21 protein-coding genes are annotated in these 22,934 nt (G+C 55.1%); 7 read left to right on the top strand and 14 right to left on the bottom strand.

Features of this window, described 5'->3' with window-relative positions:
* Positions 1 to 58 precede the first annotated feature (58 nt).
* From ttrB to ttrA, 3 genes are read left to right on the top strand one after another with little or no spacing between them, the layout of a single operon-like run.
* Positions 59 to 787: a tetrathionate reductase subunit TtrB gene (gene ttrB, locus KI228_RS10085; RefSeq protein WP_061070177.1), complete on the top strand. Its 729-nt coding sequence runs from the start codon at positions 59 to 61 to the stop codon at positions 785 to 787.
* A 2-nt stretch (positions 788 to 789) separates the two neighbouring features.
* Positions 790 to 1,809, top strand: coding sequence for a tetrathionate reductase subunit TtrC (gene ttrC / locus KI228_RS10080; RefSeq protein ID WP_061070178.1), 1,020 nt, complete (start codon positions 790 to 792; stop codon positions 1,807 to 1,809).
* Positions 1,802 to 4,867 carry a tetrathionate reductase subunit TtrA gene (ttrA, locus tag KI228_RS10075; RefSeq protein WP_212807570.1) on the top strand — a complete coding sequence of 1,022 codons (3,066 nt, stop codon included), beginning with the start codon at positions 1,802 to 1,804 and terminating at the stop codon, positions 4,865 to 4,867. Before ttrC ends, ttrA begins: the two co-directional genes overlap by 8 nt.
* Before the next feature lie 92 nt (positions 4,868 to 4,959).
* Here the strand turns inward: ttrA and KI228_RS10070 are convergent, their stop codons facing one another.
* The 3 genes from KI228_RS10070 to KI228_RS10060 are packed head-to-tail and all read right to left on the bottom strand — an operon-like array spanning position 4,960 to position 7,477.
* Entirely contained in the window at positions 4,960 to 5,772 is an 813-nt protein-coding gene (locus KI228_RS10070; protein WP_061070180.1) for a MetQ/NlpA family ABC transporter substrate-binding protein, read from the bottom strand.
* Positions 5,773 to 5,793: 21 nt separating this feature from the next.
* Positions 5,794 to 6,462, bottom strand: a complete 669-nt coding sequence (locus tag KI228_RS10065) for a methionine ABC transporter permease (protein ID WP_044327385.1) — start codon at positions 6,460 to 6,462, stop codon at positions 5,794 to 5,796.
* Positions 6,455 to 7,477 carry a methionine ABC transporter ATP-binding protein gene (locus KI228_RS10060; protein WP_061070181.1) on the bottom strand — a complete coding sequence of 341 codons (1,023 nt, stop codon included), beginning with the start codon at positions 7,475 to 7,477 and terminating at the stop codon, positions 6,455 to 6,457. The genes KI228_RS10065 and KI228_RS10060 overlap by 8 nt, the downstream gene beginning before the upstream one ends.
* Before the next feature lie 285 nt (positions 7,478 to 7,762).
* Between KI228_RS10060 and ynhH the strand changes: the two genes are divergently transcribed.
* The 3 genes from ynhH (at position 7,763) to lpp (ending at position 9,958) form a co-directional block, all read left to right on the top strand.
* Entirely contained in the window at positions 7,763 to 7,993 is a 231-nt protein-coding gene (ynhH, locus tag KI228_RS24585; protein ID WP_418219699.1) for a protein YnhH, read from the top strand.
* A 7-nt stretch (positions 7,994 to 8,000) separates the two neighbouring features.
* A complete protein-coding gene (gene pykF, locus KI228_RS10055) occupies positions 8,001 to 9,413 on the top strand; it encodes a pyruvate kinase PykF (protein WP_043000839.1) in 1,413 nt (470 codons plus the stop codon).
* Positions 9,414 to 9,721: 308 nt separating this feature from the next.
* Positions 9,722 to 9,958, top strand: coding sequence for a murein lipoprotein Lpp (gene lpp / locus KI228_RS10050; RefSeq protein ID WP_001082307.1), 237 nt, complete (start codon positions 9,722 to 9,724; stop codon positions 9,956 to 9,958).
* 76 nt (positions 9,959 to 10,034) lie between these two features.
* On the opposite strand, the gene ldtE is transcribed toward lpp, so the two are convergent.
* The 8 genes from ldtE to KI228_RS10010 form a co-directional block, all read right to left on the bottom strand.
* Positions 10,035 to 11,030 carry a L,D-transpeptidase LdtE gene (gene ldtE / locus KI228_RS10045; protein ID WP_043000840.1) on the bottom strand — a complete coding sequence of 332 codons (996 nt, stop codon included), beginning with the start codon at positions 11,028 to 11,030 and terminating at the stop codon, positions 10,035 to 10,037.
* Positions 11,031 to 11,127: 97 nt separating this feature from the next.
* Positions 11,128 to 11,544 (bottom strand): cysteine desulfuration protein SufE, encoded by a 417-nt coding sequence (gene sufE, locus KI228_RS10040; protein ID WP_043000841.1) that lies wholly within the window; start codon positions 11,542 to 11,544, stop codon positions 11,128 to 11,130.
* Positions 11,545 to 11,556: 12 nt separating this feature from the next.
* Positions 11,557 to 12,777 carry a cysteine desulfurase SufS gene (gene sufS / locus KI228_RS10035; protein WP_044254740.1) on the bottom strand — a complete coding sequence of 407 codons (1,221 nt, stop codon included), beginning with the start codon at positions 12,775 to 12,777 and terminating at the stop codon, positions 11,557 to 11,559.
* Complete coding sequence (sufD, locus tag KI228_RS10030; RefSeq protein WP_061070182.1) at positions 12,774 to 14,045, bottom strand: Fe-S cluster assembly protein SufD; 1,272 nt, start codon at positions 14,043 to 14,045, stop codon at positions 12,774 to 12,776. The genes sufS and sufD overlap by 4 nt, the downstream gene beginning before the upstream one ends.
* Complete coding sequence (gene sufC, locus KI228_RS10025; RefSeq protein WP_043000844.1) at positions 14,020 to 14,766, bottom strand: Fe-S cluster assembly ATPase SufC; 747 nt, start codon at positions 14,764 to 14,766, stop codon at positions 14,020 to 14,022. Before sufC ends, sufD begins: the two co-directional genes overlap by 26 nt.
* Positions 14,767 to 14,775: 9 nt before the next feature.
* On the bottom strand, positions 14,776 to 16,263 hold the full coding sequence (gene sufB / locus KI228_RS10020) for a Fe-S cluster assembly protein SufB (RefSeq protein WP_044254746.1): 1,488 nt from the start codon (positions 16,261 to 16,263) through the stop codon (positions 14,776 to 14,778).
* An 8-nt stretch (positions 16,264 to 16,271) separates the two neighbouring features.
* A complete protein-coding gene (gene sufA, locus KI228_RS10015) occupies positions 16,272 to 16,640 on the bottom strand; it encodes a Fe-S cluster assembly scaffold SufA (protein ID WP_043000846.1) in 369 nt (122 codons plus the stop codon).
* Positions 16,641 to 17,113: 473 nt separating this feature from the next.
* Positions 17,114 to 17,989 carry a LysR family transcriptional regulator gene (locus KI228_RS10010; RefSeq protein ID WP_141227692.1) on the bottom strand — a complete coding sequence of 292 codons (876 nt, stop codon included), beginning with the start codon at positions 17,987 to 17,989 and terminating at the stop codon, positions 17,114 to 17,116.
* 123 nt (positions 17,990 to 18,112) lie between these two features.
* Here KI228_RS10010 and KI228_RS10005 point away from each other — a divergent pair, with 123 nt between their 5' ends.
* A complete protein-coding gene (locus KI228_RS10005; RefSeq protein ID WP_061070184.1) occupies positions 18,113 to 18,964 on the top strand; it encodes a Vmh family MBL fold metallo-hydrolase in 852 nt (283 codons plus the stop codon).
* Positions 18,965 to 19,032: 68 nt separating this feature from the next.
* On the opposite strand, the gene KI228_RS10000 is transcribed toward KI228_RS10005, so the two are convergent.
* The 3 genes from KI228_RS10000 to ydiJ all read right to left on the bottom strand — a co-directional run bounded on the left by KI228_RS10000 (position 19,033) and on the right by ydiJ (position 22,784).
* A complete protein-coding gene (locus KI228_RS10000; RefSeq protein WP_042282711.1) occupies positions 19,033 to 19,221 on the bottom strand; it encodes a YdiH family protein in 189 nt (62 codons plus the stop codon).
* 99 nt (positions 19,222 to 19,320) lie between these two features.
* On the bottom strand, positions 19,321 to 19,731 hold the full coding sequence (gene menI, locus KI228_RS09995; RefSeq protein WP_043000849.1) for a 1,4-dihydroxy-2-naphthoyl-CoA hydrolase: 411 nt from the start codon (positions 19,729 to 19,731) through the stop codon (positions 19,321 to 19,323).
* The gene (gene ydiJ, locus KI228_RS09990; protein WP_044265432.1) at positions 19,728 to 22,784 is read right to left on the bottom strand and encodes a D-2-hydroxyglutarate dehydrogenase YdiJ; all 3,057 of its coding nucleotides are present in this window, start codon (positions 22,782 to 22,784) and stop codon (positions 19,728 to 19,730) included. Before ydiJ ends, menI begins: the two co-directional genes overlap by 4 nt.
* Positions 22,785 to 22,934: the final 150 nt, after the last annotated feature.

Below are 22,934 nucleotides of genomic sequence, written 5' to 3'. Positions count from 1 at the left end.
CACACGCAACCCAACGGCGTGACAAATGTTTCGTTGTTGCCTTGAGACGGGAGAAAAAATGGACAGCAGTAAACGGCAGTTTCTCCAGCAACTGGGCGTCCTGACCGCAGGCGCGTCGCTGGTTCCACTGGCGCAGGCGAAATTTTCTTTTTCACCTGAACGCCACGGTGGTTCCACACAGCAGCGTTACGCGATGCTTGTCGATCTGCGCCGCTGCATCGGCTGTCAGGCCTGCACCGTCAGTTGTGCGATTGAAAACCAGACGCCGCAGGGCGAGTTCCGTACCCATGTGAATCAGTATCAGGTCCAGGTGGCGGATGAGGTGACCAATGTGCTGTTACCGCGTCTGTGCAACCACTGCGACAATCCGCCCTGCGTACCGGTTTGTCCGGTGCAGGCCACCTTTCAACGCGAAGACGGTATCGTCGTGGTCGATAACACCCGCTGCGTCGGTTGTGCCTACTGTGTGCAGGCGTGTCCTTATGACGCCCGTTTTATCAATCATGAAACGCAGACCGCCGATAAATGCACGTTTTGCGTCCATCGTTTAGAGGCCGGACTTCTCCCCGCCTGCGTGGAGTCCTGTGTTGGCGGCGCGCGCATCATCGGCGATATCCGCGATCCGCAAAGCCGTATTTCGCAATTAATCCGCGCCCATCATGACACCATCAAGGTGTTGAAACCGGAAAACAACACCGTGCCCCATGTCTTCTATCTGGGACTGGATGAGGCGTTTGTCACCCCGTTGATGGGCCGCGCACAACCCGCACTCTGGCAGGAGGTCTGATAATGTCACCCATAATCATTGAAGAGGTGCTGACCCGTCCACAGGCGGTGAGTTGGCTTCCCTGGGCAGTACAGTATTTCTTTTTCATCGGTATTGCCGCCTGCGGGGCGCTGTCTGGTGCCGTCCTGCACTGGCGGAAAAAGGATAATCCCGCGCTGGAAAACCTGACGCTGCTGATTACGCTAACCTGCGCAATCACCGCACCGCTGGCGCTAACCGCCGATCTCCACCAGACAGCCCGTGTCTGGCATTTCTATGCGTACCCTACGCCGTGGTCATGGATGCCGTGGGGCGCCCTGTTTTTGCCGCTGTTTACCGCGTTCCTCGGACTCTGGTTTCTGGCGCAGGTTTACAGGCAACTCACTGGCAAAAGTTACGCTGTCACAAAATGGTTTGCGTGTGCCAGCGCGCTGACCGCGATAGGATTGTTGCTCTATACCGGGCGGGAAGTCTCTGTGGTGCAGGCTCGCCCCGTCTGGTTCAGTTATGCCTTTGTGCTGGTGATGTTCCTGAGTGCGCTACAAACCTTTTTAGCGTTGTTAATCGTCGGGCTGCGCGATGATTTTCCAACGCAAAAGCGCCTCGCGCTCGGACAACTGCTGACACTGCTCGCCCTTGCAGCCGTCATTATTTTCTGGATCTGCGGCGATACGCTTTCCGGTATGGCCATCCGCCAGTGGCTGGCAATCTCCGCATCGGCACGCCATTACGCCTCAGGCTGGCTGGCATTCTGGCTGATCTCATTGCTGTTTAGCGTTATCGCCCTGCGTCGTCCGCTGTCATTGCCTCTGCGTAGCCTGCTGGCGTTGAGCGCGATGGCGCTATGCTGGCTCATGCGCTGGACGCTGCTGATTCAGGGGCAGACGCTGCCGAAATTCAACGCCCAGTTCAACCCATACGCCCTGCCCGCCGGAACCGACGGTTGGCTTGCCATCCTCGGCACCTTCGGCCTGTGGATAGCGCTGCTTATTATTATTCGCGAAAGCGTGAACGGACTCGCAAGGAGACTGCAACATGGCTAATTTAACCCGTCGTCAGTGGCTCAAAGTCGGCCTGGCCGTCGGCGGTATGGCGACGTTCGCCCTCAGCTATCGTGACGTCGCGAAGCGCGCCATTGAAGGCTTGATCAACGGCACCTCGGGTAAAATCACCCGCGACCACATCACCGGTAACGCGCTGATCCCGGAAGCCAACGCGCACCCGCGCTGGCAGCAGAATACGCAGCAAACCATCGCCATGACCCAATGTTTTGGTTGCTGGACACAGTGCGGCGTCAGGGTACGCGTTGATCAACAAACCAACCGGGTGCTACGTATTGCCGGCAACCCGTATCATCCGCTTTCTCATGAGCATCATATTGACGCGTCAGTGCCATTCAGCACGGCGATGGCGCAACTGGCAGGCGAGAACGGTCTTGATGCTCGCTCGACGGCCTGCGCCAGGGGCGCGACGCAACTGGAAGGTCTGTACAGCCCGTTGCGTATTCTTGAGCCGATGAAACGCGTCGGTAAACGCGGCGAAGGTAAATGGCAGCGCATCAGCTTTGAACAATTGATCAATGAAGTGGTGGAAGGCGGCGACCTGTTTGGCGAGGGTCACGTTGACGGCCTGCGCGCCATTTATGCCCCGTCGACCCCCATTGATCCGCAACATCCGGGGTTTGGTCCTAAATCCAACCAGCTTCTGGTCACCAATACCAGCGACGATGGGCGAGATACATTTCTACGCCGCTTTGCTCTCAACAGTTTCGGTAGCAAGAACTTTGGCGCGCATGGCTCCTATTGTGGACTGGCCTATCGCGCAGGTTCCGGCGCGCTGATGGGCGATCTCGATAAAAACACCCACGTAAAGCCCGATTGGGATAACGTCGAGTTCGCGCTGTTTATGGGCACCTCTCCCGCACAGTCGGGCAACCCGTTTAAACGCCAGGCCAGACAGCTTTCCAGCGCACGCCTGCGCGGTGATTTCAGCTATGTGGTCGTCGCCCCGGCGCTGCCGTTAACCACCGTGTTAGCTGACGATCACGGTCACTGGTTACCCGTGATCCCCGGCAGCGACTCTGCGCTGGCGATGGCAATGATCCGCTGGATTATCGAAAACCAACGCTACAACGCCGATTATCTGGCGCTGCCCGGCGCAAAGGCCATGCAACACGCTGACGAGAAGAGCTGGACCAACGCCACGCATCTGGTGATCGCCGACGATCTTCCCGGACTGGCGGGACAGCACTTAACGCGTCGCCATCTGGACCCTTCCGCGGCCAATGATCCACTGGTTGTTAATGAACACAACGAGCTGGTCCCCGCCAGTGATTGTCTGCACGCCACGCTGTTTGCCACGCGCCAGGTCACGCTCGCCGACGGACGTAGCGTGACGGTGAAGAGCAGCTTCCAGTGTCTGAAAGAATCGGCGGAAAAAATGACGCTCACGCAGTACAGCCAACAGTGCGGTGTGGCTGAGGACAACATCATCGCGCTGGCGGATGCCTTTACCCGTCACGGACGTAAAGCGGCGGTCGTCACCCACGGCGGCATGATGGCAGGAAATGGTTTCTATAATGCGTGGGCGGTGATGATGCTGAACGCGCTGATCGGCAACCTCAGTCTGGAAGGCGGCGTCTTTGTCGGCGGCGGAAAATTCAACGGCGCAACGGACGGCCCACGCTACAACATGGCGAGTTTTCAAGGAAAGGTGAAGCCTAAAGGGCTGAGCATCGCGCGAAGCAAAACGGCGTATGAATCTTCTGAAGAGTACCGTGACAAGGTCGCCGCCGGGCGTTCCCCCTTCCCGGCTAAAGCACCGTGGTATCCGTTTGTCGCCGGTCAACTGACTGAGTTGCTGAGTTCCGCGCTGGAGGGGTATCCGTACCCGCTGAAAGCGTGGATCTCCAACATGATCAATCCCTTGTATGGCATACCCGGTTTGCGCGCGGTGGCTGAAGAAAAGCTGAAAGATCCGGCACGGTTGCCGCTGTTTATTGCCATCGACGCGTATATGAACGAAACAACGGCCCTTGCGGATTACATCGTACCGGACACGCATAATTTCGAAAGCTGGGGATTCAGCGCGCCGTGGGCTGGCGTCGCCAGTAAAGCTACCACCGCTCGCTGGCCGATTGTTACCGCTGCCACCGCCACAACCGCCGACGGTCAGCCGGTTTCGATGGAGGCATTCTGCATCGCGGTGGCAAAGCAACTGCATCTGCCGGGGTTTGGCGACAATGCGATATCCGACAGCGCAGGGAACCATTATCCGCTCAACCGTGCCGAAGACTACTATTTGCGCGTTGCCGCCAATATCGCGTTTATGGGGAAGGCCCCGGTCGCCGAAGCGGTAACGGAAGATATTGAACTCACAGGCGTCCGCCGCATTATGCCCGTCATTGAGCAGACGCTAAAGGCAGAAGAAGTGCGTCGGGTGGCGTTTATCTACTCACGCGGCGGGCGTTTCGCACCGGACAAGAGCGGACGGGCCGAAAACCGGGTCGGCAACGCGTGGGAAAAACCGCTGCAAATCTGGAACGCCGAGGTTGCCGCTCATCGTCATGCTATCACTGGCGAGCGCTACAGCGGCTGTCCGGCGTGGTATCCGGCAAGACTCTCTGACGGACGTTCGGTGGACGACCTGTTCCCGCTGGCACAGTGGCCGCTCAAACTTATCTCGTTTAAGTCCAATACCATGGCCAGTGCGTCTGCGGTAATCCCACGTTTGCACCACGTTAAGCCGGTCAATCTGGTGGCGTTGAACCCGCAGGACGGTCAGCGTTTCGGGCTTTCCCATGGCGACACGGTGCGGATCACCACGCCGGGTGGACAGGTTGAGGCGCAAATTAGTTTGCTGCACGGCGTAATGCCTGGAGTCATCGCGATCGAGCACGGCTATGGGCATCGGGAGATGGGCGGCGCGCAACACACGCTGGACGGTGAACCGCTGCCGTTTGATGCGAAAGTGAAATCGGGGATTAACCTGAATGACCTGGGATTTGCCGATCCGACGCGAAAAATCAGTAACACCTGGCTGGACTGGGTGTCCGGCGCCGCGGTCCGTCAGGGGCTGCCAGCAAGAATTGAGCGGGTCTGACACTTGCACGGATGGCAATGCTCGCGCGTTTTACCCGGCCTACAGGACAACGTAGGCCGGGTAAGGCGAAGCCGTCTCCCGGCAAAAACGGATCAGTTATTCACCGGAATGACCGCGCCTTTGTATTTGGCGCGGATCCACTCCTGAATCTCTTTTGAGTGCAGGACGTCAACCAGTGCGACGATATCCTTTTTCTTCTCGTCGCCACGATGCACAGTAATGATGTTGGCATACGGGTTGTTCTCACCGCTTTCCACCGCGATCGGGTCGTGTACCGGATCCAGACCAGCGTCGATAGCGTAGTTGGCGTTAATCACCACCGCATCACCTTCATCGTTGTTGTACATTTGCGGCAACAGCGCGGCTTCCACGTTAGGCAGGAACTTCAGCTTCTTCGGGTTATCCACGATGTCGCTGATGCGTGCGGTCACTTTGTCCACGCCCGGCTTCAGTTTGATTACGCCTTCTTTCTCGAAGATAGACAGAATACGCCCCTCTTCCGACACCGCATCACGCATGATGATTTTGCCGCCTTCCGGCAGATCCTTCAGTGATTTAACCTTTTTCGAATAGATGCCGATAGGCTCAATGTGGATCGCGCCCGCACTGACGAAATCGTAGGTCTTATCCCCGGCATGGTCTTTCAGCACGCTGTTCAGATAGGGAATATGCTGGAAGTAGTTGGCATCAATCTCACGGCCCGCCAGCGCGGTGTTCGGCAGGATGTAGTCCTGGAACGGTTTAATCTCCAGATCGATCCCCTGTTTCGCCAGAATCGGTTTGGCCTGTTCGAGGATTTCGGCATGCGGTACGTTAGACGCGCCCACGGTCAGCGTGTCCGCCCAGGAGGCGAAGCTCAGGGCACTTAAGGTGGCTGCGGCGAGAAGTGTCAGTGATTTTTTCATGATAATGGTTTCCGTATTTTATTAGCGTTTATCTAACAGAGAAGTGATCACATCGCCGCAGAACTGGATAATGAAGACGATAACCAGAATGGTCACTGTCGCCACCAGCGTGACGTCGTTGTGGTTGCGCTGGAATCCTTCCAGATAAGCCAGATTCCCTAAACCACCTGCCCCGATCACCCCAGCCATCGCGCTGTAACTGACCAGCGCAATCAGCGTCACGGTGATACCGGACACCAGAGCGGGTGACGATTCAGGTAACAAAACCCGAAAAATTAAGGTGCCAAGACGAGCGCCCATTGAACGTGTGGCTTCAATGACGCCCTTATCCACTTCGCGCAGGGCGATCTCAACCAGGCGCGCGTAGAATGGCGCGGCACCGACAATCAGCGCCGGTAAGGCGGCATTCGCGCCAAGAATGGTGCCGACAATCGCTTTGGTAAACGGGATCAGTAAGACGATCAAAATAATGAACGGGATCGAGCGGAAAATATTCACCACCAGCGAAATGCCGCTGTACAGCGCACGGTTCTGGAACAGCCCGCCGCGTGCGGTAAGAAACAGCGCCAGTCCGAGGACGATACCGAGAACAAAGGTCGCAATCCCGGAGAGCGCGGTCATGTACAGCGTCTCCTGAGTAGCGGCAAACAATTGATCCCATTTCAGATGGGGAAACAGATTCTCAGCCATGTTGAATCACCTCACCGTCAATGCCGCTTTTTTGCAGGTCGTCCAGAATGTTATTGAGTTGCTCTTCCGACGCCACCACGTGCAGCCACAGCTGGCCGAACACGCCATGCGCCGTCTGGGTCATTTTGCCGTGCAGGATATTGAATGGCAGACCGTAGCGCAGGGTCAGTTCGCCAACGATCGGCTGATGCGTGTTGTGCCCGGTAAAGGTTAATTTAATTACCGTGCCGCCCAGTTCGCTCGCCAGTTGCGGGTTAAAGGCTTCTTCATCAGCATACTGTCCCACCTGGCGGACAAACTGACGAGTAATCGGCTGTTGCGGATGCGTGAAGACGCTCAAGACGTCGCCTTCTTCCACCACCTGACCGTTCTCCATCACTGCCACACGATCGCAGATTTTGCGCACCACGTGCATTTCATGGGTGATCAACACAATCGTCAGTTGGAAGCGGCGGTTGATATCAAGTAGCAGATCAAGAATTTGATCGGTTGTTTGCGGGTCCAGCGCCGACGTGGCTTCATCGCACAGCAATACATCCGGGCTGTTGGCCAGCGCGCGTGCAATCCCCACGCGCTGCTTTTGCCCGCCGCTCAGCTGTGACGGAAAGGCATTTTCGCGCCCCGTCAACCCTACCAGTTCAATCAGTTCCGCCACGCGAGCCTGAATTTTTGCTTTTGGCGCACCGGCGATTTGCATTGAAAAGGCGATGTTGTCGCGCACGGTGCGCGACCACAGCAGATTAAAATGCTGGAAGACCATGCTGATTTTCAGGCGCGCCTGGCGCAGCGATTCGCCGCGAGCGGCAGTAATATCATGACCGTTGATGGTCACGCTGCCCGTGGTTGGTTTTTCCAGCCCGTTGAGCAGACGAATCAGGGTGCTTTTCCCGGCACCGCTGTAGCCAATAATTCCGTAAATCTGTCCCTGCTCCACGGTCAAATTGACATTATCAACCGCAGTAATGGATAGCCGGCCTGGCGTGAACACTTTCGAAATATTTTTCAGGACAATCATGTCGTTTGGGTATCCGCGGCTGCTTATTGTTATCCTGCCAGTGCTTTCAGCTATTTAGCAGTATGGATGTCCAAACGAGTGTAATCAGGGTAATTTAGATTTGAAATGATTTAAAAGTCATTTGTTATAACTTGAAGGAATAAGTTGGGTTGCGCAACACAGCCTGGTTTTTGCGTTTGCGCAATTGGCAGACACGACTTGTTTAATAACAATTTGTTGTGTAACTGCCTGGATGTATTCTGAAACACCGTTTCCATTTTCCTTTTGTGTCTGTTTCAGCGTATAATGCGTGACAATTGTCACTTGAATGGTTTCAGCACATTGACCTGTCATACTCAGAGACTACAAAACGTCCCTTTTTGTCGGGCTGAACGACGAGCACACATTCCTCTGCACGCTCTATCGATGTCACCTATCCTTAGTGCGAGGCATCACAACTTTCGTAATACAGGTTTAGCTTCCAGTCAGTGCGTTCCGGAAGCCGGCTTTCCATATCCTTCTCAACTTAAAGACTAAGACTGTCATGAAAAAGACGAAAATTGTTTGCACCATCGGTCCAAAAACCGAATCTGAAGAGATGTTAACCAAAATGCTGGACGCGGGCATGAACGTCATGCGTCTGAACTTCTCTCACGGTGACTATGCAGAACACGGTCAGCGTATCCAGAACCTGCGCAACGTGATGAGCAAAACCGGCAAGAAAGCGGCCATCCTGCTCGACACGAAAGGTCCGGAAATCCGTACCATCAAGCTGGAAGGCGGTAACGACGTTTCCCTGAAAGCGGGTCAGACCTTTACCTTCACCACCGATAAATCCGTGGTGGGGAATAACGAAATCGTTGCCGTGACCTACGAAGGTTTCACCTCCGATCTGTCCGTGGGTAATACCGTACTGGTCGACGATGGTCTGATCGGTATGGAAGTCACCGCGATCGAAGGCAACAAAGTCATCTGTAAAGTGCTGAACAACGGCGACCTCGGCGAAAACAAAGGCGTTAACCTGCCAGGCGTTTCTATCGCCCTGCCGGCGCTGGCAGAAAAAGACAAACAGGACCTGATCTTTGGTTGCGAACAAGGCGTTGACTTTGTTGCGGCCTCTTTTATCCGTAAGCGTTCTGACGTGGTTGAAATCCGTGAGCACCTGAAAGCGCACGGCGGCGAGAAGATCCAGATCATCTCCAAAATTGAAAACCAGGAAGGCCTGAACAACTTCGACGAAATCCTCGAAGCGTCTGACGGTATCATGGTTGCCCGTGGCGACCTGGGCGTTGAAATCCCGGTTGAAGAAGTGATCTTCGCGCAGAAGATGATGATCGAAAAATGTATCCGTGCGCGTAAAGTGGTTATCACTGCGACCCAGATGCTGGATTCCATGATCAAAAACCCGCGTCCGACTCGCGCTGAAGCGGGCGACGTGGCGAACGCCATCCTCGACGGCACCGATGCGGTGATGCTGTCAGGCGAATCCGCAAAAGGTAAATACCCGCTGGAAGCGGTCACCATCATGGCGACCATCTGTGAGCGTACCGACCGTGTGATGACCAGCCGTCTGGACTTCAACAATGACAGCCGCAAATTGCGCATCACTGAAGCCGTCTGCCGTGGCGCGGTGGAAACCGCGGAAAAACTGGAAGCACCGCTGATCGTGGTGGCCACTCAGGGCGGTAAATCCGCTCGCGCAGTGCGTAAATACTTCCCGGACGCCACCATTCTGGCGCTGACCACCAACGAAGTCACAGCCCGCCAGCTGGTGCTGAGCAAAGGCGTTGTGGCGCATCTGGTGAAAGAAATCGCGTCTACTGATGATTTTTACCGTCTGGGTAAAGAAGTTGCTCAGCAGAGCGGTCTGGCTCAGAAAGGTGACGTTGTGGTGATGGTTTCTGGTGCTCTGGTACCGAGCGGCACGACTAACACGGCATCTGTTCACGTACTGTAATAATTCTCGAGTGAATTAATTCGATTAAAAAGCGCCCTCGCGGCGCTTTTTTTATTTTTCCAATAGCCACTATTAATAAAAAAGCAAATCGGATTGAGCTATCTAATTACAGATTATCTAAGACGAATCCGATGGAAGCAGCCTGTTTTCACACGGTTTTTTAGCCGTTTTTGCGCATTTCGATGCTTCTTTGAGCGAACGATCAAAAATAAGCGTCTTCTCATCAAAAAAATATTCTCAACATAAAAAAGTTTGTGTAATACTTGTAACGCTACATGGAGATTAACTCAATCTAGAGGGTATTAATAATGAATCGTACTAAACTGGTACTGGGCGCGGTAATCCTGGGTTCTACTCTGCTGGCTGGTTGCTCCAGCAACGCTAAAATCGATCAGCTGTCTTCTGACGTTCAGACTCTGAACGCTAAAGTTGACCAGCTGAGCAACGACGTGAACGCAATGCGTTCCGACGTTCAGGCTGCTAAAGACGACGCAGCTCGCGCTAACCAGCGTCTGGACAACCAGGCTACTAAATACCGTAAGTAATAGTACCTGTGTAATAGAAATGGCGCACATTGTGCGCCATTTTTTTGTCTCGCGTTCTTCCTTCCCGCTACTCTCACTACTGCGTCTGCGTCTCTTCCTGTACTGATCCATTTTGCGCTGACTGAACAGCAGGTGTAGCTTCAACCGTTGGCGTTTGCCCGGCAGAGACCGCCACCGGATAACCCGCGCGACGATACAACGCTTTATCCACCAGAGCGTCATCCACCTCTTTCGTCGCCTTAAACTGGCTGAACCCGGCAGGCAGCACATACGGCATCGTCTGTACGTTTTGTTCTTCTTCCGGCGACAGTGGTCGGTGGACCTCAACGTAGCGCAGTCCGCTCGGCTCCACGGAATATTTCACCGGTTCATTAATCACTCTCACCGGCGTTCCCGTGCGAACCTGGGAGAACAGCGCTTTGATGTCCGGGGCATTCATCCGGATACAGCCGGAACTGACGCGCAGACCCACGCTGTCTGGTTGACTGGTGCCATGAATGAGATACTCGCCATTACCGTGCGCCAGACGAAGTGCAAAGAGCCCCAGCGGGTTATTCGGCCCGGCGGGGACCACCGGCGGCAACGTAATGCCTCGCTCCAGAGAGCGCTTACGGATGCCTGCCGTTGGCGTCCAGGTCGGATTCGGGATTTTCTGCCCAACGCGGGTTTCCATCACCGGCGTTTCCAGTCCCTGTAAACCAATACCGATCGGATAGACCTGGACGATATTTTCGCCCGGCGGATAGTAGTACAGCCGCAGTTCAGCCAGATTAACGATGATGCCTTCTCGGGGCGCATCGGGCAGCAATAGCTGTGACGGGATCGTTACCAGGGTGCCCGGCTTTGGCACAGGCGCAATGGTATTATTTGCCTCCAGAATAAGCATCGCGGCAGTATCAAAACGACGGGCAATGGCCTGCAGGTTTTTATCGCCTTCCTGCACCGTATACGTTTGATTCTGTCCAACAAGGCGACTGCCTGCTGGCGGTAAGGGGTAATCCACCGCCCAGGCAGCCTGTATGGCGCTGTAAGCGCCGATAAGCATTAGAGTAATAAGAGACGCGCGTTTCATACCCAACCTCCTGTATTCACTGGCATGGCCAGAATGCTGATAATCCTGTAAGACAGCCGGCTGCCTTACCTGACAGGATGAAAGCTGTCTATTGAGTTTAGCTAAGCGTTGCTGCTTTGGTACGGATCGCGCGAATCATCGCTTCCAGACCCTGCGACCGAGACGGTGTGAGATGCTGCGCGAGCGCCATCTGTTCAAACCACGGCCGCACATCAAAATTCACGATATCCTGAGCCGTCATCTGGTGATACAGAATGAAGACGACCGCAATCAGCCCTTTCACAATGGCAGCATCACTGTCGCCCTGCAGCTCAATAACGCCTTGCGCATTCTGGCGCATCACTATCCAGACCTGACTCTGACATCCCTGAATCGTATTTTCAGGACAACGGTCCGCTGCGGATATTTCCGGCAATCGCTGTCCCAGCTCAATGATGTACAGATACTTCTCTTCCCAATTAGCGCAACGCTGAAAATTACGCAACAATTTTTCTCTATCCGGCAGCGCAGCCATAGTGCCTCCCTGTTACCCCAGTAAGCGATGAATTCGTTGCAAGCCTGTCACCAGGCGATCCACTTCTTCATGGGTGTTATACATTGCCAGCGACGCCCGGCACATCGCCGGCACCTGATAAAAAGCCATCAGCGGCATCGCGCAATGGTGTCCGGTCCGCACGGCGATCCCGTAATTGTCGAGAAAACTGCCGACGTCATAGGCGTGATGTTTGCCGAGATTAAAGGCAATCACGCCCAGACGGTCAGTGGGGCCGTACAGCGTGAGATCCGGCACCGCCTTCAGTTGCTCCAGCGCATAGTGCATCAGGTTCTGTTCGTATTCGTTAATCGCCTCCAGTCCCAGCGCTGAAACATACTCCAGCGCGGCACCAAAGCCGATAATCCCGCCGGTATTCGGCGTCCCCGCTTCGAAGCGCCACGGCGCTTTCGTCCAGGTCGTCCCCTGCGTCAGGCTGACGGTGGCGATCATCGACCCGCCCCCTTCCCAGGGCGGCATCTGTTGCAACAGCGCCTCTTTGACATAGAGCACACCAATACCGGTCGGGCCATACAGCTTGTGACCCGAGAAGACGTAAAAATCGCAGTCCAGCGCCTGAACGTCTACCGGGTGGTGCATCACCGCCTGCGCACCGTCCACCAGCACCTTTGCGCCATGCTGATGCGCCAGCGCGATCATTTCGGCGACAGGGTTTTCCGTACCCAGCACATTAGAGACGTGCGTTATCGCCAGCAGCCGGGTTTTCTCATCAAACAGGGTGGGTAGGATCTCCTGTTGCAATGTGCCGTCGGCGTTCAGCGGGATCACCCTCAGCTCAGCGCCCACCCGCGCGCACAGCATCTGCCACGGCACGATGTTGGCATGATGCTCCATCTCACTGATGATGATGTTATCGCCCGCGTGGACGTTCTCTGGCCCCCAACTGTTGGCGACCAGGTTAATGCCTTCCGTTGTACCGCGCACAAACACCAGCTCTTCCGCAGAGCGTGCGTTAATAAACAGCGATGCCAGCTTGCGCACATTCTCCATTTTTTCGGTGGCCTGAGCGCTGAGGGTGTGGATCCCCCGGTGCACCGCCGCATAACCGTGACGATAAAACTCAGCTTCCGCGTCAATCACCTGCGCCGGTTTTTGCGCGCTGGCGGCGCTGTCGAGATACGCCAGCGGCAGACCATTCACTTCGCGCGTGAGGACTGGAAAATCCGCACGTACTGTGTCGATGGGAAATGTCATGCTATGCCTCCCGGCAGACGTTGGCCGATCCGCGCCAGCACCTGTTGTTTCAATGCCTCGTCGCTCAGCGCTTCCGTCAGTTCTGCGGCAAAGGCATAAAGGATCATCTGTTGTGCATCCCGTTGAGCAATCCCGCGCGAGCGCAGGTAGAACATCTGCTCATCGTCAATACGCCCTACCGTCGCCCCGTGACTACACTTCACGTCATCGGCGTAAATTTCCAGCTGCGGTTTGGTATCCACTTCTGCAAGCTTGCCGAGCAGCAGATTATTGTTCGTCATCTGCCCGTCCGTTTTGATCGCGTGTTGGGCAACGTTAATCAGCCCGTTAAATACCGCCCGCCCCTTATCGCTGACGATGGTTTTATGCAACTGACGACTGTTGCAATAGCCTTTGTTGTGCTCAAGCCATGTGCGGGTATCGCAGACCTCATTTTTCACCGGCATCGCCAGGCTGTTGATCCTGAGGGTCGTATTCTCGCCGTTCAGTTGTGTGCTGGTGTTGTGACGCAACACCGCATCACCGAGCAGAAAGCTGTGGCTGTGCGCCGACGCGTCTGCCGCCAGCAAGATGTCGTTATGGGCGAAGTGATGGCTGAGCGGGTTTTCAAATACCAGCTTGATGTGATGCAGGTGCGCGTTTGCCGCCACGTTCATGGTCAGGCGCGCGCCGGTGAAATGTCGGGCATCATTCAGACTGACGTAATGCTCGATAATCGTCGCCTCCGCCCCTTCCGCCAGCTCAAGATGGTGACGATAGTGCGCCGTGTTCACCTCTTCTGCGGATACGCCCTGGGTGATGTGCATCAACAGCAGCGGTTTTGCCGGGCGCTGGTTACGCTTAACGCGAATATGGGTCACGCTACGCGCCAGGCTTTCGGTGAGATGCAAAAACACTTCCGGTTGTACCGCGACCGGCAGGGTCTGGCGCTCGTCGTTGATCGCCACCTCAAAACCGCTGTTCTCCCAACTGTCGCTGAGCGTCGGGTTGAACTGCCCGTCGACAAACACCAGTCGCAATGCCTCCACGTTAAGCGCTAACGCATCGCGCTGCGCCGGGGAAACATCGGCATAACGACTGACGAACAAGCTGTTGCTGAGTCCTTCCAGCGGTGTGTATTTCCAGTTCTCATGTTTGCGCGTTGGCAGCCCCAGACGCAGAACCTGCTGGAGATGCTGTTGTGCCTGTTCAGAACGCGTCTCACCCTGTGCTTCAAACAGGTGATGCCATTGTTGCAGCGCATTACTGCTGTTCGGTAAGCCAGCCATATCCCTGCTCCTCCAGTTGTTTGACCAGCGTGAAATCGCCAGACTTCACAATCCGTCCCTGATACAGGACGTGGACAAAATCCGGCTTGATATAGTCAAGGATGCGCTGATAGTGGGTGACAATAATGAACGAGCGCTTACCGTCACGCAGTGAGTTGACCCCATCGGCAACCACTTTCAGGGCATCAATATCCAGCCCGGAGTCCGATTCATCGAGAATGCACAGTTCCGGCTCAAGCACCGCCATTTGCAGAATGTCATTCCGCTTCTTCTCGCCGCCGGAAAAACCGACGTTTACCGAGCGGGTTAGCAGATCTTCCGGCATCTTCAGCAGCGCGATTTTCTCTTCCATCAAATCCTGAAAATCGAAGCGATCAAGCGATTCCTGGCCGCGATACGTACGCACCGCATTGAGCGCTGTTTGCAGGAAAAACTGATTGCTGACGCCGGGGATTTCCACCGGATACTGGAAGGCCATAAAGATACCTTCGCCTGCTCTTTCTTCCGGCGCCAGGTCGAGCAGGTCTTTGCCTTTAAACATCACCGACCCGCCGGTGACCTCGTAATCTTCACGCCCTGCCAGCGTCGCAGAAAGCGTACTTTTCCCGGAGCCGTTCGGTCCCATAATGGCATGCACTTCCCCCGGACGAACCTCAAGGTTTAACCCACGCAGGATGGCTTTTTCTTCCACACTGACCTGTAAATCTTTAATCGTTAACATGTTTCTTCCTTAACCGACGCTGTGTTCAAGGCTAATGGCTAAAAGTTTTTGTGCTTCGACGGCAAACTCCAGCGGCAACTCGGAGAACACGTCTTTACAGAACCCGTTGACGATCATTGAGATCGCATCTTCTTCGCTGATACCGCGCTGCAGACAATAGAACAGCTGATCTTCACCAATCCGTGAGGTGGTCGCTTCGTGCTCCAGCTGCGCGCTGTTGTTGCGGCATTCAACATACGGGAAGGTATGCGCTCCGCAGTCGGCGCCAATCAGCATCGAGTCGCACTGGGTAAAGTTACGGGCATTGGTGGCGGTCGGCATAATTTTGACCAGTCCGCGGTAGCTGTTCTGGCTGTGTCCGGCGGAAATCCCCTTCGAAATAATGGTCGAGCGGGTGTTCTTGCCGATGTGGATCATCTTGGTACCGGTGTCCGCCTGCTGATGACCGCTGGTTAACGCCACCGAATAAAATTCGCCGATCGAGTTGTCGCCGCGCAGAATACAGCTGGGGTATTTCCAGGTGATGGCTGACCCCGTTTCCGACTGGGTCCAGGACATTTTGCTGTTCTCGCCCTCACACAACGCGCGTTTGGTGACGAAGTTCAGAATGCCGCCGGTGTTGTTATCGCCAGGGAACCAGTTCTGGACGGTGGAGTATTTCACCTCGGCGTCTTTGTGGATAATGACTTCCACGACCGCCGCGTGCAGCTGATAGCTGTCGCGCACTGGTGCGGAACAGCCTTCGATATAGCTTACATAGCTGCCTTCATCCGCCACCAGGATCGTGCGTTCAAACTGCCCGGTCTTTTCGGCGTTAATGCGAAAATAGGTTGAAAGCTCCATCGGACAGCGCACGCCTTTCGGCACATAGATAAAGGTGCCATCAGAGGCGACTGCGGCATTCAACGCGGCGAAGAAGTTATCGTTGCCGGGCACGACGGTGCCAAGATACTGTTTCACCAGTTCGGGATGATCGTGTATCGCCTCACCAAAGGAGCAGAAAATGATCCCCTGCTCCGCCAGTTTTTCACGATAAGTGGTGGCAACAGAGACGGAGTCAAAAATGGCATCCACCGCGACTTCACGGCCTTCGCGTACCGGTACGCCAAGTTGTTCAAACGCAGCCTCAACTTCTTTGCTGAGAAAGGCGTTTGCCCCGGTTTGCTGGACCGCCCCCGGCTCAGAGGCGCAGGTCTCATCGCAATTCCCGCACGACGGCGCGGAATAGTAGCTGTAATCCTGATAATTCAGTTTCTCGTAGTGCGCCTTCAGCCAGTGCGGCTCCGGCATGTCGACCCACGCTCTGTACGCATTCAGGCGAAACTCCAGCATCCATTCCGGTTCATTACGTTTGGCCGAAATGGCGCGCACCACCTCTTCGTTGATCCCTTTCGCCAGCTCGTCTGTTTGCAGTTGGGTAAAGAAACCCTCTTTATAATTCAGGGGGCCGCCGGTCCAGGTTTTGACATCGTCAGTTGCTTCAGTATTACGAGACATAGTACCGCCTATACCCCAAAGCTTTCGCCACAGCCGCATTCGTTCTGGGCTTTCGGGTTATGAAATTTGAATAACTGGTTTAATCCTTCACGGACGTAATCCACTTCCGTGCCGTCGATAAACGGCATCGCCTGTAACGGGACATAGAGCTTCGCGCCTTCAACCTCAAACAGCAGATCGTCTTTTTCCGGATCGCTGACGGTATCCAGCACATAGCCAAAACCCGCGCATCCCGTCTGTTTAACGCCCAGGCGCACGCCCAGCATGCCCGGCTGCTTTGCGACCAGTTCGCGAATATGGGCCGCTGCCGCCGGGGTTAGCGTCAATCCGCGCCAGGCAAAATCGTCCGGATTAAATGTTCCTGAATGCAATTCCATAGGGTTACCTCGCATAGTGAGCCATCAGGCTATAACACCATGTTAGTGATAACGATTCTCACTTCAACCCCTCAACAGCAGGGGCATTACGGTGTTTCACCTGTTTTGACCGCTTTTATTAAGCATAGACCCTGCCACGTGGGTTAAAAGGAATGGATGAATTTGTTCAATTTACTGATTAATAATGACTTTAGCGTCTGTCATCGACCGGACTGGTCAAAACAGTAAAGATGTATAGAAAATGACTATTTCAGGGATAGGAATGACGTGAGAAGCGTGAAAGCACAGAAAAACAAAACCCTTAAGGTTGTCAGTAACAGCCCTAAGGGTTCCGGCCCCATCCGGCGCTTATCTCCGGCACTCATGATGGCTTAGCTCTTGAAGGGGCGATAAGAATAGTCTCATATCGGCAAAGGTCATTTTTAACACAAATTGCTATCTGCTGTTTTATACGTCAGATCAATTCATGGATTTTACGGCATGGCGGTCTGGATCGCCTCCAGAAACAACCGAAGCCCGGCGGGCTGATGTTCACGGGAAAGATACAGGCCGTACACGGCAAGGCGTCGGGGTTGCAAGGTTGGTAGCAGGCGAACCAGTCGTCCCTGAGCCAGTCCGTCACGCGCTTCCTTTTCCGGCACCAGCGCTATCCCCATGCCTGCCAGCGCAGATTCACAAAGTAAAGACGAGATCCCGGCACTCAAATTCCCCTTGATCGCCACCGAGACCGCCTCGCCCTGCTCGTTGAGAAAGTGCCACGATTTTCCTGCAAACCCACTGTAATACAGACAGTTATGCTGAGTGAGATCCTCCAGCGTCTGTGGGGTGCCGTGCTGACGCAAATACGCCTCTGATGCGCAGAGAACCGATTCGCAATCGCCAAGCCGGCGGGCAATCGCGCCAGGCTCCGGGTTATCGGTAATGCGAATGGCGACATCAATACGTTCACCGACCAGACTGACTGGCTGATTGTTTATCTCAACTTCAATGCGCAGTTCGGGATAACGCGCTAAAAATCCCGGCAGCATCGGGGCGAGAATATGCATTGCCGTAAAGTGCGCGCAGGCGACGCGTAGCGTTCCGCTGGGAATGTCTGCCGCCGACGCCGCGCCAATCGCTTGTGAGAGCTGCGCCAGCGTTCGCGTCTTCACCAGCGCCTCCTCCCCGGCGAGGGTAATTGTCAGCCTGCGCGAGGTGCGATGAATCAGCCGCGCCCCGGCCCATTTCTCCATCTCATCAAGATAGCGGCTCACCATCGGCCGGGAGAGACCCAGTGCCCGCGCCGCCGCACTCAGACTGCCTAAATCGCAGATATGATTGAATACCGTCGCCGCCATCACTCTGTCCATCGCCACCCATCCGATCGTTTTATGAAACTCAGCATGTTCTGATACGGGAATTCTAACAGATCTCAATTCCCTTAAAATACAGACCACACACAAGACCATTTCATCTGCATAAGGCTATTCCTCATGAAAAGTAAACTGCTGGCCCTGCTGTTGCCTGCTGTCGCCTCCCCCCTGTTTGCCGCGCCGCTGCAACTTGACGTCTATAACCCGCAGGAGAACGCCATTTTCCCTGTCTCCTCAACGTTAGTATCCGGTCCGACGGAAGCGATATTGTTTGATGCGCAGTTCAGCACTGAAGACGGTGAAAAGCTGGTGGAGATGATTAAATCCCGTGGCAAGACGCTGAAGGCCATCGTGATTACCTCCGGCGATCCGGATTTCTATTTCGGCCTGCAGCCGATTGTGAAAGCCTTTCCTGACGCGAAGGTACTGGCCACGCCACAGGTTGTTGAGCATATTCGCGCCACCAAAGAGGCTAAGTTGCAGTACTGGGGACCCCAGATGAAAGAGGGGGCGCCAACGGCGCTGACCGTCCCGCAGGCAACCACAGAAACGCGTTTTCGCATCGATGGTGAAACGCTGGAACTGCGTCATCCCAGTGATTACGCGGCCTATGTTTGGGTGCCAGCGAACCGGACCATTCTCGGCGGCACGGGCGTGGCGTCAGGCATTCACGTCTGGACCGCTGACACCCAGACACCAGCGCAACGCGCATCATGGCGTCATGTTCTGACTGAAATGGATAGTCTAAAGCCTGCACAGGTTATTCCGGGTCATTACCTTGGTGAGTGCCCTGAAGGCGATCGGGCCATCCGCTTCACGCAGGATTATCTGCAATCGTTCGAACAGGCGCTGGCGGCGAAGCAAGGTTCGCCCTGGGTCATTAAAACGATGAAAGCGGCGTGGCCGGGACTGGCAGAGGAAAGTTCGCTGGAATTGAGCGCGAAAGTGAATTCGGGCGAGATGGCGTGGTAATACCGCCAGTGAGGAACAAAAAAACCCGACGCGCATGTCGGGTTCTTTTTACGTTAACGATCGCTGAATCAATGAACGCCAAGGCGCCAGGCAAAGTAGATCTCTTCTTTTAATTCAGTGGAAGAGAGCGTCAGTAAATCGGCAAATTCCAGCTCAAGTTGTTTCAGTCTTTTGAGATACTGGGCTGGAGAAAGCTCTGTTTTATCACGACGTAAAAACTCAATTGCCAGTTGGGCCGGGTCTAGTTGGCTAGTCATATCATCCTCGCTTATGGTCAAAACCTGCACAGTATATCACCTTTCGCTGTGCAGATTATGACCAAAAGCAATACTGATCACACTTTTTTGGTGACAACGTCACACAACTGCCGTGGTCAGCCGCGAAGTACAGCACAGTCGCTGCTGCTCATCATAGATGTCAATCTGCCAGACCTGATGACGGGCGCCGGTATGAATCGCCTTACAGATCCCCTTCACTCGCCCTTCCCGCGCTGAGCGAACATGGTTAGCGTTAACTTCCAGCCCCACCACTTTCTGCTCGCCCTGGGTGCACAGATAACCGGCAACCGAGCCGATGCTTTCTGCCAGCACGACAGAAGCGCCGCCGTGCAGCAGACCGAACGGCTGCTTCGTGCGTCCGTCGACGGGCATTGACGCTTCAAGCGTATCGTCGCCGATATGCTCAAAGCGAATATCCAGCAGGCCGACCATATTGCCTTCACCCATCGCATTGAGGGCGTCGAGGGTCACTTCACGTTTCCAGATCATCCAATAATCTCCAGTAATGCCTGTACAGGATGACGCACGCCCGTGCCTTCAACCCGTTTCACCTGGCTGCGACAGGAATATCCCGTTGCAAGGCAACGGCTACGCGGTAGCCGTTCCATCGCCTGATGCCATGACAGTTCATAAATGCCCAGCGAACTCGCATGGTTCTTCGCCTCATGACCGTAAGTACCGGCCATGCCGCAACAGCCCACGCTCACGTTTTCCAGCTTCGCGCCAACGCGGGCAAAGATCGACGCCCATTGCGCGGGCGCGCCGGGCAGCGCGGTCACTTCGGTACAATGGCCAAAGAAATACCAGGATTCGCCGCTAACCTCGCGCGGTTCCTGCGAAGCCAGCGCGGTTGCCAGCCACTCATTGGCGAGCTGGACGTGGAAATCGCCGCGCGCGTCGCCTAACGCCAGCTTGTACTCATCGCGATAACAGAGCACCAGCGCCGGATCAACGCCGACCATCGGCATCCCCAGTTTTGCCACGCGGTTCAAAAACTCAGAGGTCTTTTTGGCGGTCTTCGCAAAGCGGGTCAGGAATCCTTTAATGTGCTGCGCTTTACCGTTTGGCGAGAACGGCAACAGAACCGGCTGCATCCCCAGCTTCTCAATCAAACGGACGAAATCAGCCACCACCTGCGCATCGTAATAGCTGGTGAACGGGTCCTGCACCACCAGCACCGTATTGGCTTTCTGCGCAGCCGACAGCGCTTCAAGCTGTTCCAGCGTCATGTTCGCCGATCGATGCCCGACCATCTGTTGTTGCAGCGACGGCGTCGAGAGCAATGGCAGATCGACCATGCCGATATGCTTTGCGGACAGCTTGCGCACCAGCGGCTGATTAATAAAGAAGTTAAAGGTTTTCGGCGCCCGGGCCATCAACGGCGCATAGGTTTCAACCGTCGCCACCAGATGGTCACGCAGCGGACGCAGGTAGCGGGTATGGTAAAGTTGCAGGAAACGCGAACGGAATTCCGGCACATCGATTTTGATCGGACACTGCGTCGAGCACGCCTTACAGGCCAGACAGCCGGACATCGCCTCTTTTACTTCATGCGAGAAATCATACTCGCCCTTGTTGGCGTGCCAGGTGTTACGAGTACGCGCGATCAGAGAACGCAGGCTGGGTCGTTTACTTGCCAGCGCATTTTCCAGTCGCACCGGATCGACACCGCGATCCGCCAACAAACGTAACCATTCGCGCACCAGCGTCGCACGCCCTTTGGGTGAGTGGATACGATTGAGGCTGATTTTCATCGATGGGCACATCGGGCTCTTCGCATCGAAATTAAAGCACAAACCGTTGCCGTTACATTCCAGCGCGCCGCGCCAGGTCTGGCGCACGGCCAGCGGAATTTGCCGGTCCCAGGTGCCGCGTTTGACCGCGTCGACTTTCATCATGGGTGCGTCAATGCCTTCAGGCGGACATATTTTCCCCGGATTCAGCCGGTTTTGCGGATCGAACGCCGCTTTAATCTTCCGCAATTCCGCGAAAAGTTCATCACCGAAAAACGCCGGGCTGTACTCAGCGCGGAAACCTTTGCCGTGTTCCCCCCACAGCAGACCGCCATATTTTGCCGTCAGCGCCACCACTTCATCGGAGATTTGCTTCATCAGCACCTCCTGCTGTGGATCGCACATATCCAGCGCAGGACGCACATGCAGCACCCCGGCGTCAACGTGACCGAACATGCCGTAGCTCAGACCGTGACCATCAAGCAACGCGCGGAACTCCGCGATGTAATCAGCAAGATGTTCCGGCGGCACACAGGTGTCCTCGGCAAAGGGAATCGGTTTTGCCGCCCCTTTCGCATTACCCAGCAGGCCTACCGCTTTTTTACGCATGGCATAGATACGCTCAACGCCCGCCAGTTCAGTGCATAGCTGCCAGCCAATCACGCCCGCCTCTTCGCGGGCAATCAGTTCGTCAAGCCGCTCGCACAGGGAAGCCACCTGCGCGTCGATAACCGTTTCATCATCCCCGGCGAATTCGACAATGTTCAGGCCGAGCATTTCTTTGTCCGGGACATCGGTAATCAATTCGCTCACTGAATGCCAGACGATGTCTTCACGCGCCAGGTTCAGCACTTTTGAATCAACCGTCTCCACCGACAGCGCGCGCGCGTCCACCATAAACGGCGCATTGCGCAGCGCGGAGTCAAAAGAGTCGTATTTCACGTTCACCAGTCGACGCACTTTCGGCAGCGGCGTAATGTCCAGTCGCGCTTCCGTAATGAACGCCAGCGTCCCTTCCGAGCCGGTGAGAATTCGGGTCAGATCGAATTCGCTCATGTCATCGTTAAACACGTGACGCAAATCGTAGCCCGTCAGGAAGCGGTTCAGTTTGGGAAATTTATCAATAATTAACTGACGGTTATCGCGGCAGCGTTCAAACACAGTGCGATAGATACGGCCAATCGTGGTGTTGCTCTGACCGAGCGTTTCCGCCAGTGCGATCGGCAGCGGCTGCGTGTCGAGAATATCGCCGCCCAGCAGCACGGCCCGCACCCCCAGCACGTGATCGGATGTTTTCCCATAGACCAGAGAACCCTGTCCGGAGGCGTCGGTATTAATCATCCCGCCCAGCGTTGCCCGGTTACTGGTGGACAATTCCGGGGCGAAAAAATAGCCGTATGGCTTCAGAAACTGGTTCAGTTGATCCTTGATCACCCCCGCTTCCACCCGCACCCAGCCCTCTTCCGGGTTGATTTCGATGATGCGGCTCATATAGCGGGACATATCGACAATGATGCCCTGATTGAGCGCCTGTCCGTTCGTGCCGGTACCGCCGCCGCGCGGTGTGAAAATCAGCGAGGCAAAGCGTGGCAGCGCAGCCAGGCGGGCAATGAGCGCCACATCAGCCGTTGAACGAGGGAAAACCACGGCATCGGGGAGAAGTTGATAGATACTATTATCTGTCGACATTGTCAGACGATCGGCATAACTGGTTGCCGTATCGCCGGTAAATCCTTGTTGCTCCAGCTCTTGCAAAAAATTGAGCACCAGCTGAACGACGCCGGGTGCCTGAGAAATTTGTGGAATCATTATCGTGACCCTTTCCTGCGGTCTGTGTGTTGTGGGAGTTAATCGTTTGCTTATTGTTGTATCACATTTTTTTCTAATACACCCAACAGAAATACTGGCAGAATCCGCCTGTCAAAAACCGCTGAAATTGCTCATCATTATGAGACGTGT

The organism is Citrobacter amalonaticus, assembly GCF_018323885.1.
GTDB lineage: Bacteria > Pseudomonadota > Gammaproteobacteria > Enterobacterales > Enterobacteriaceae > Citrobacter_A > Citrobacter_A amalonaticus.
This window is presented reverse-complemented; position numbering and strand designations above follow the sequence as displayed.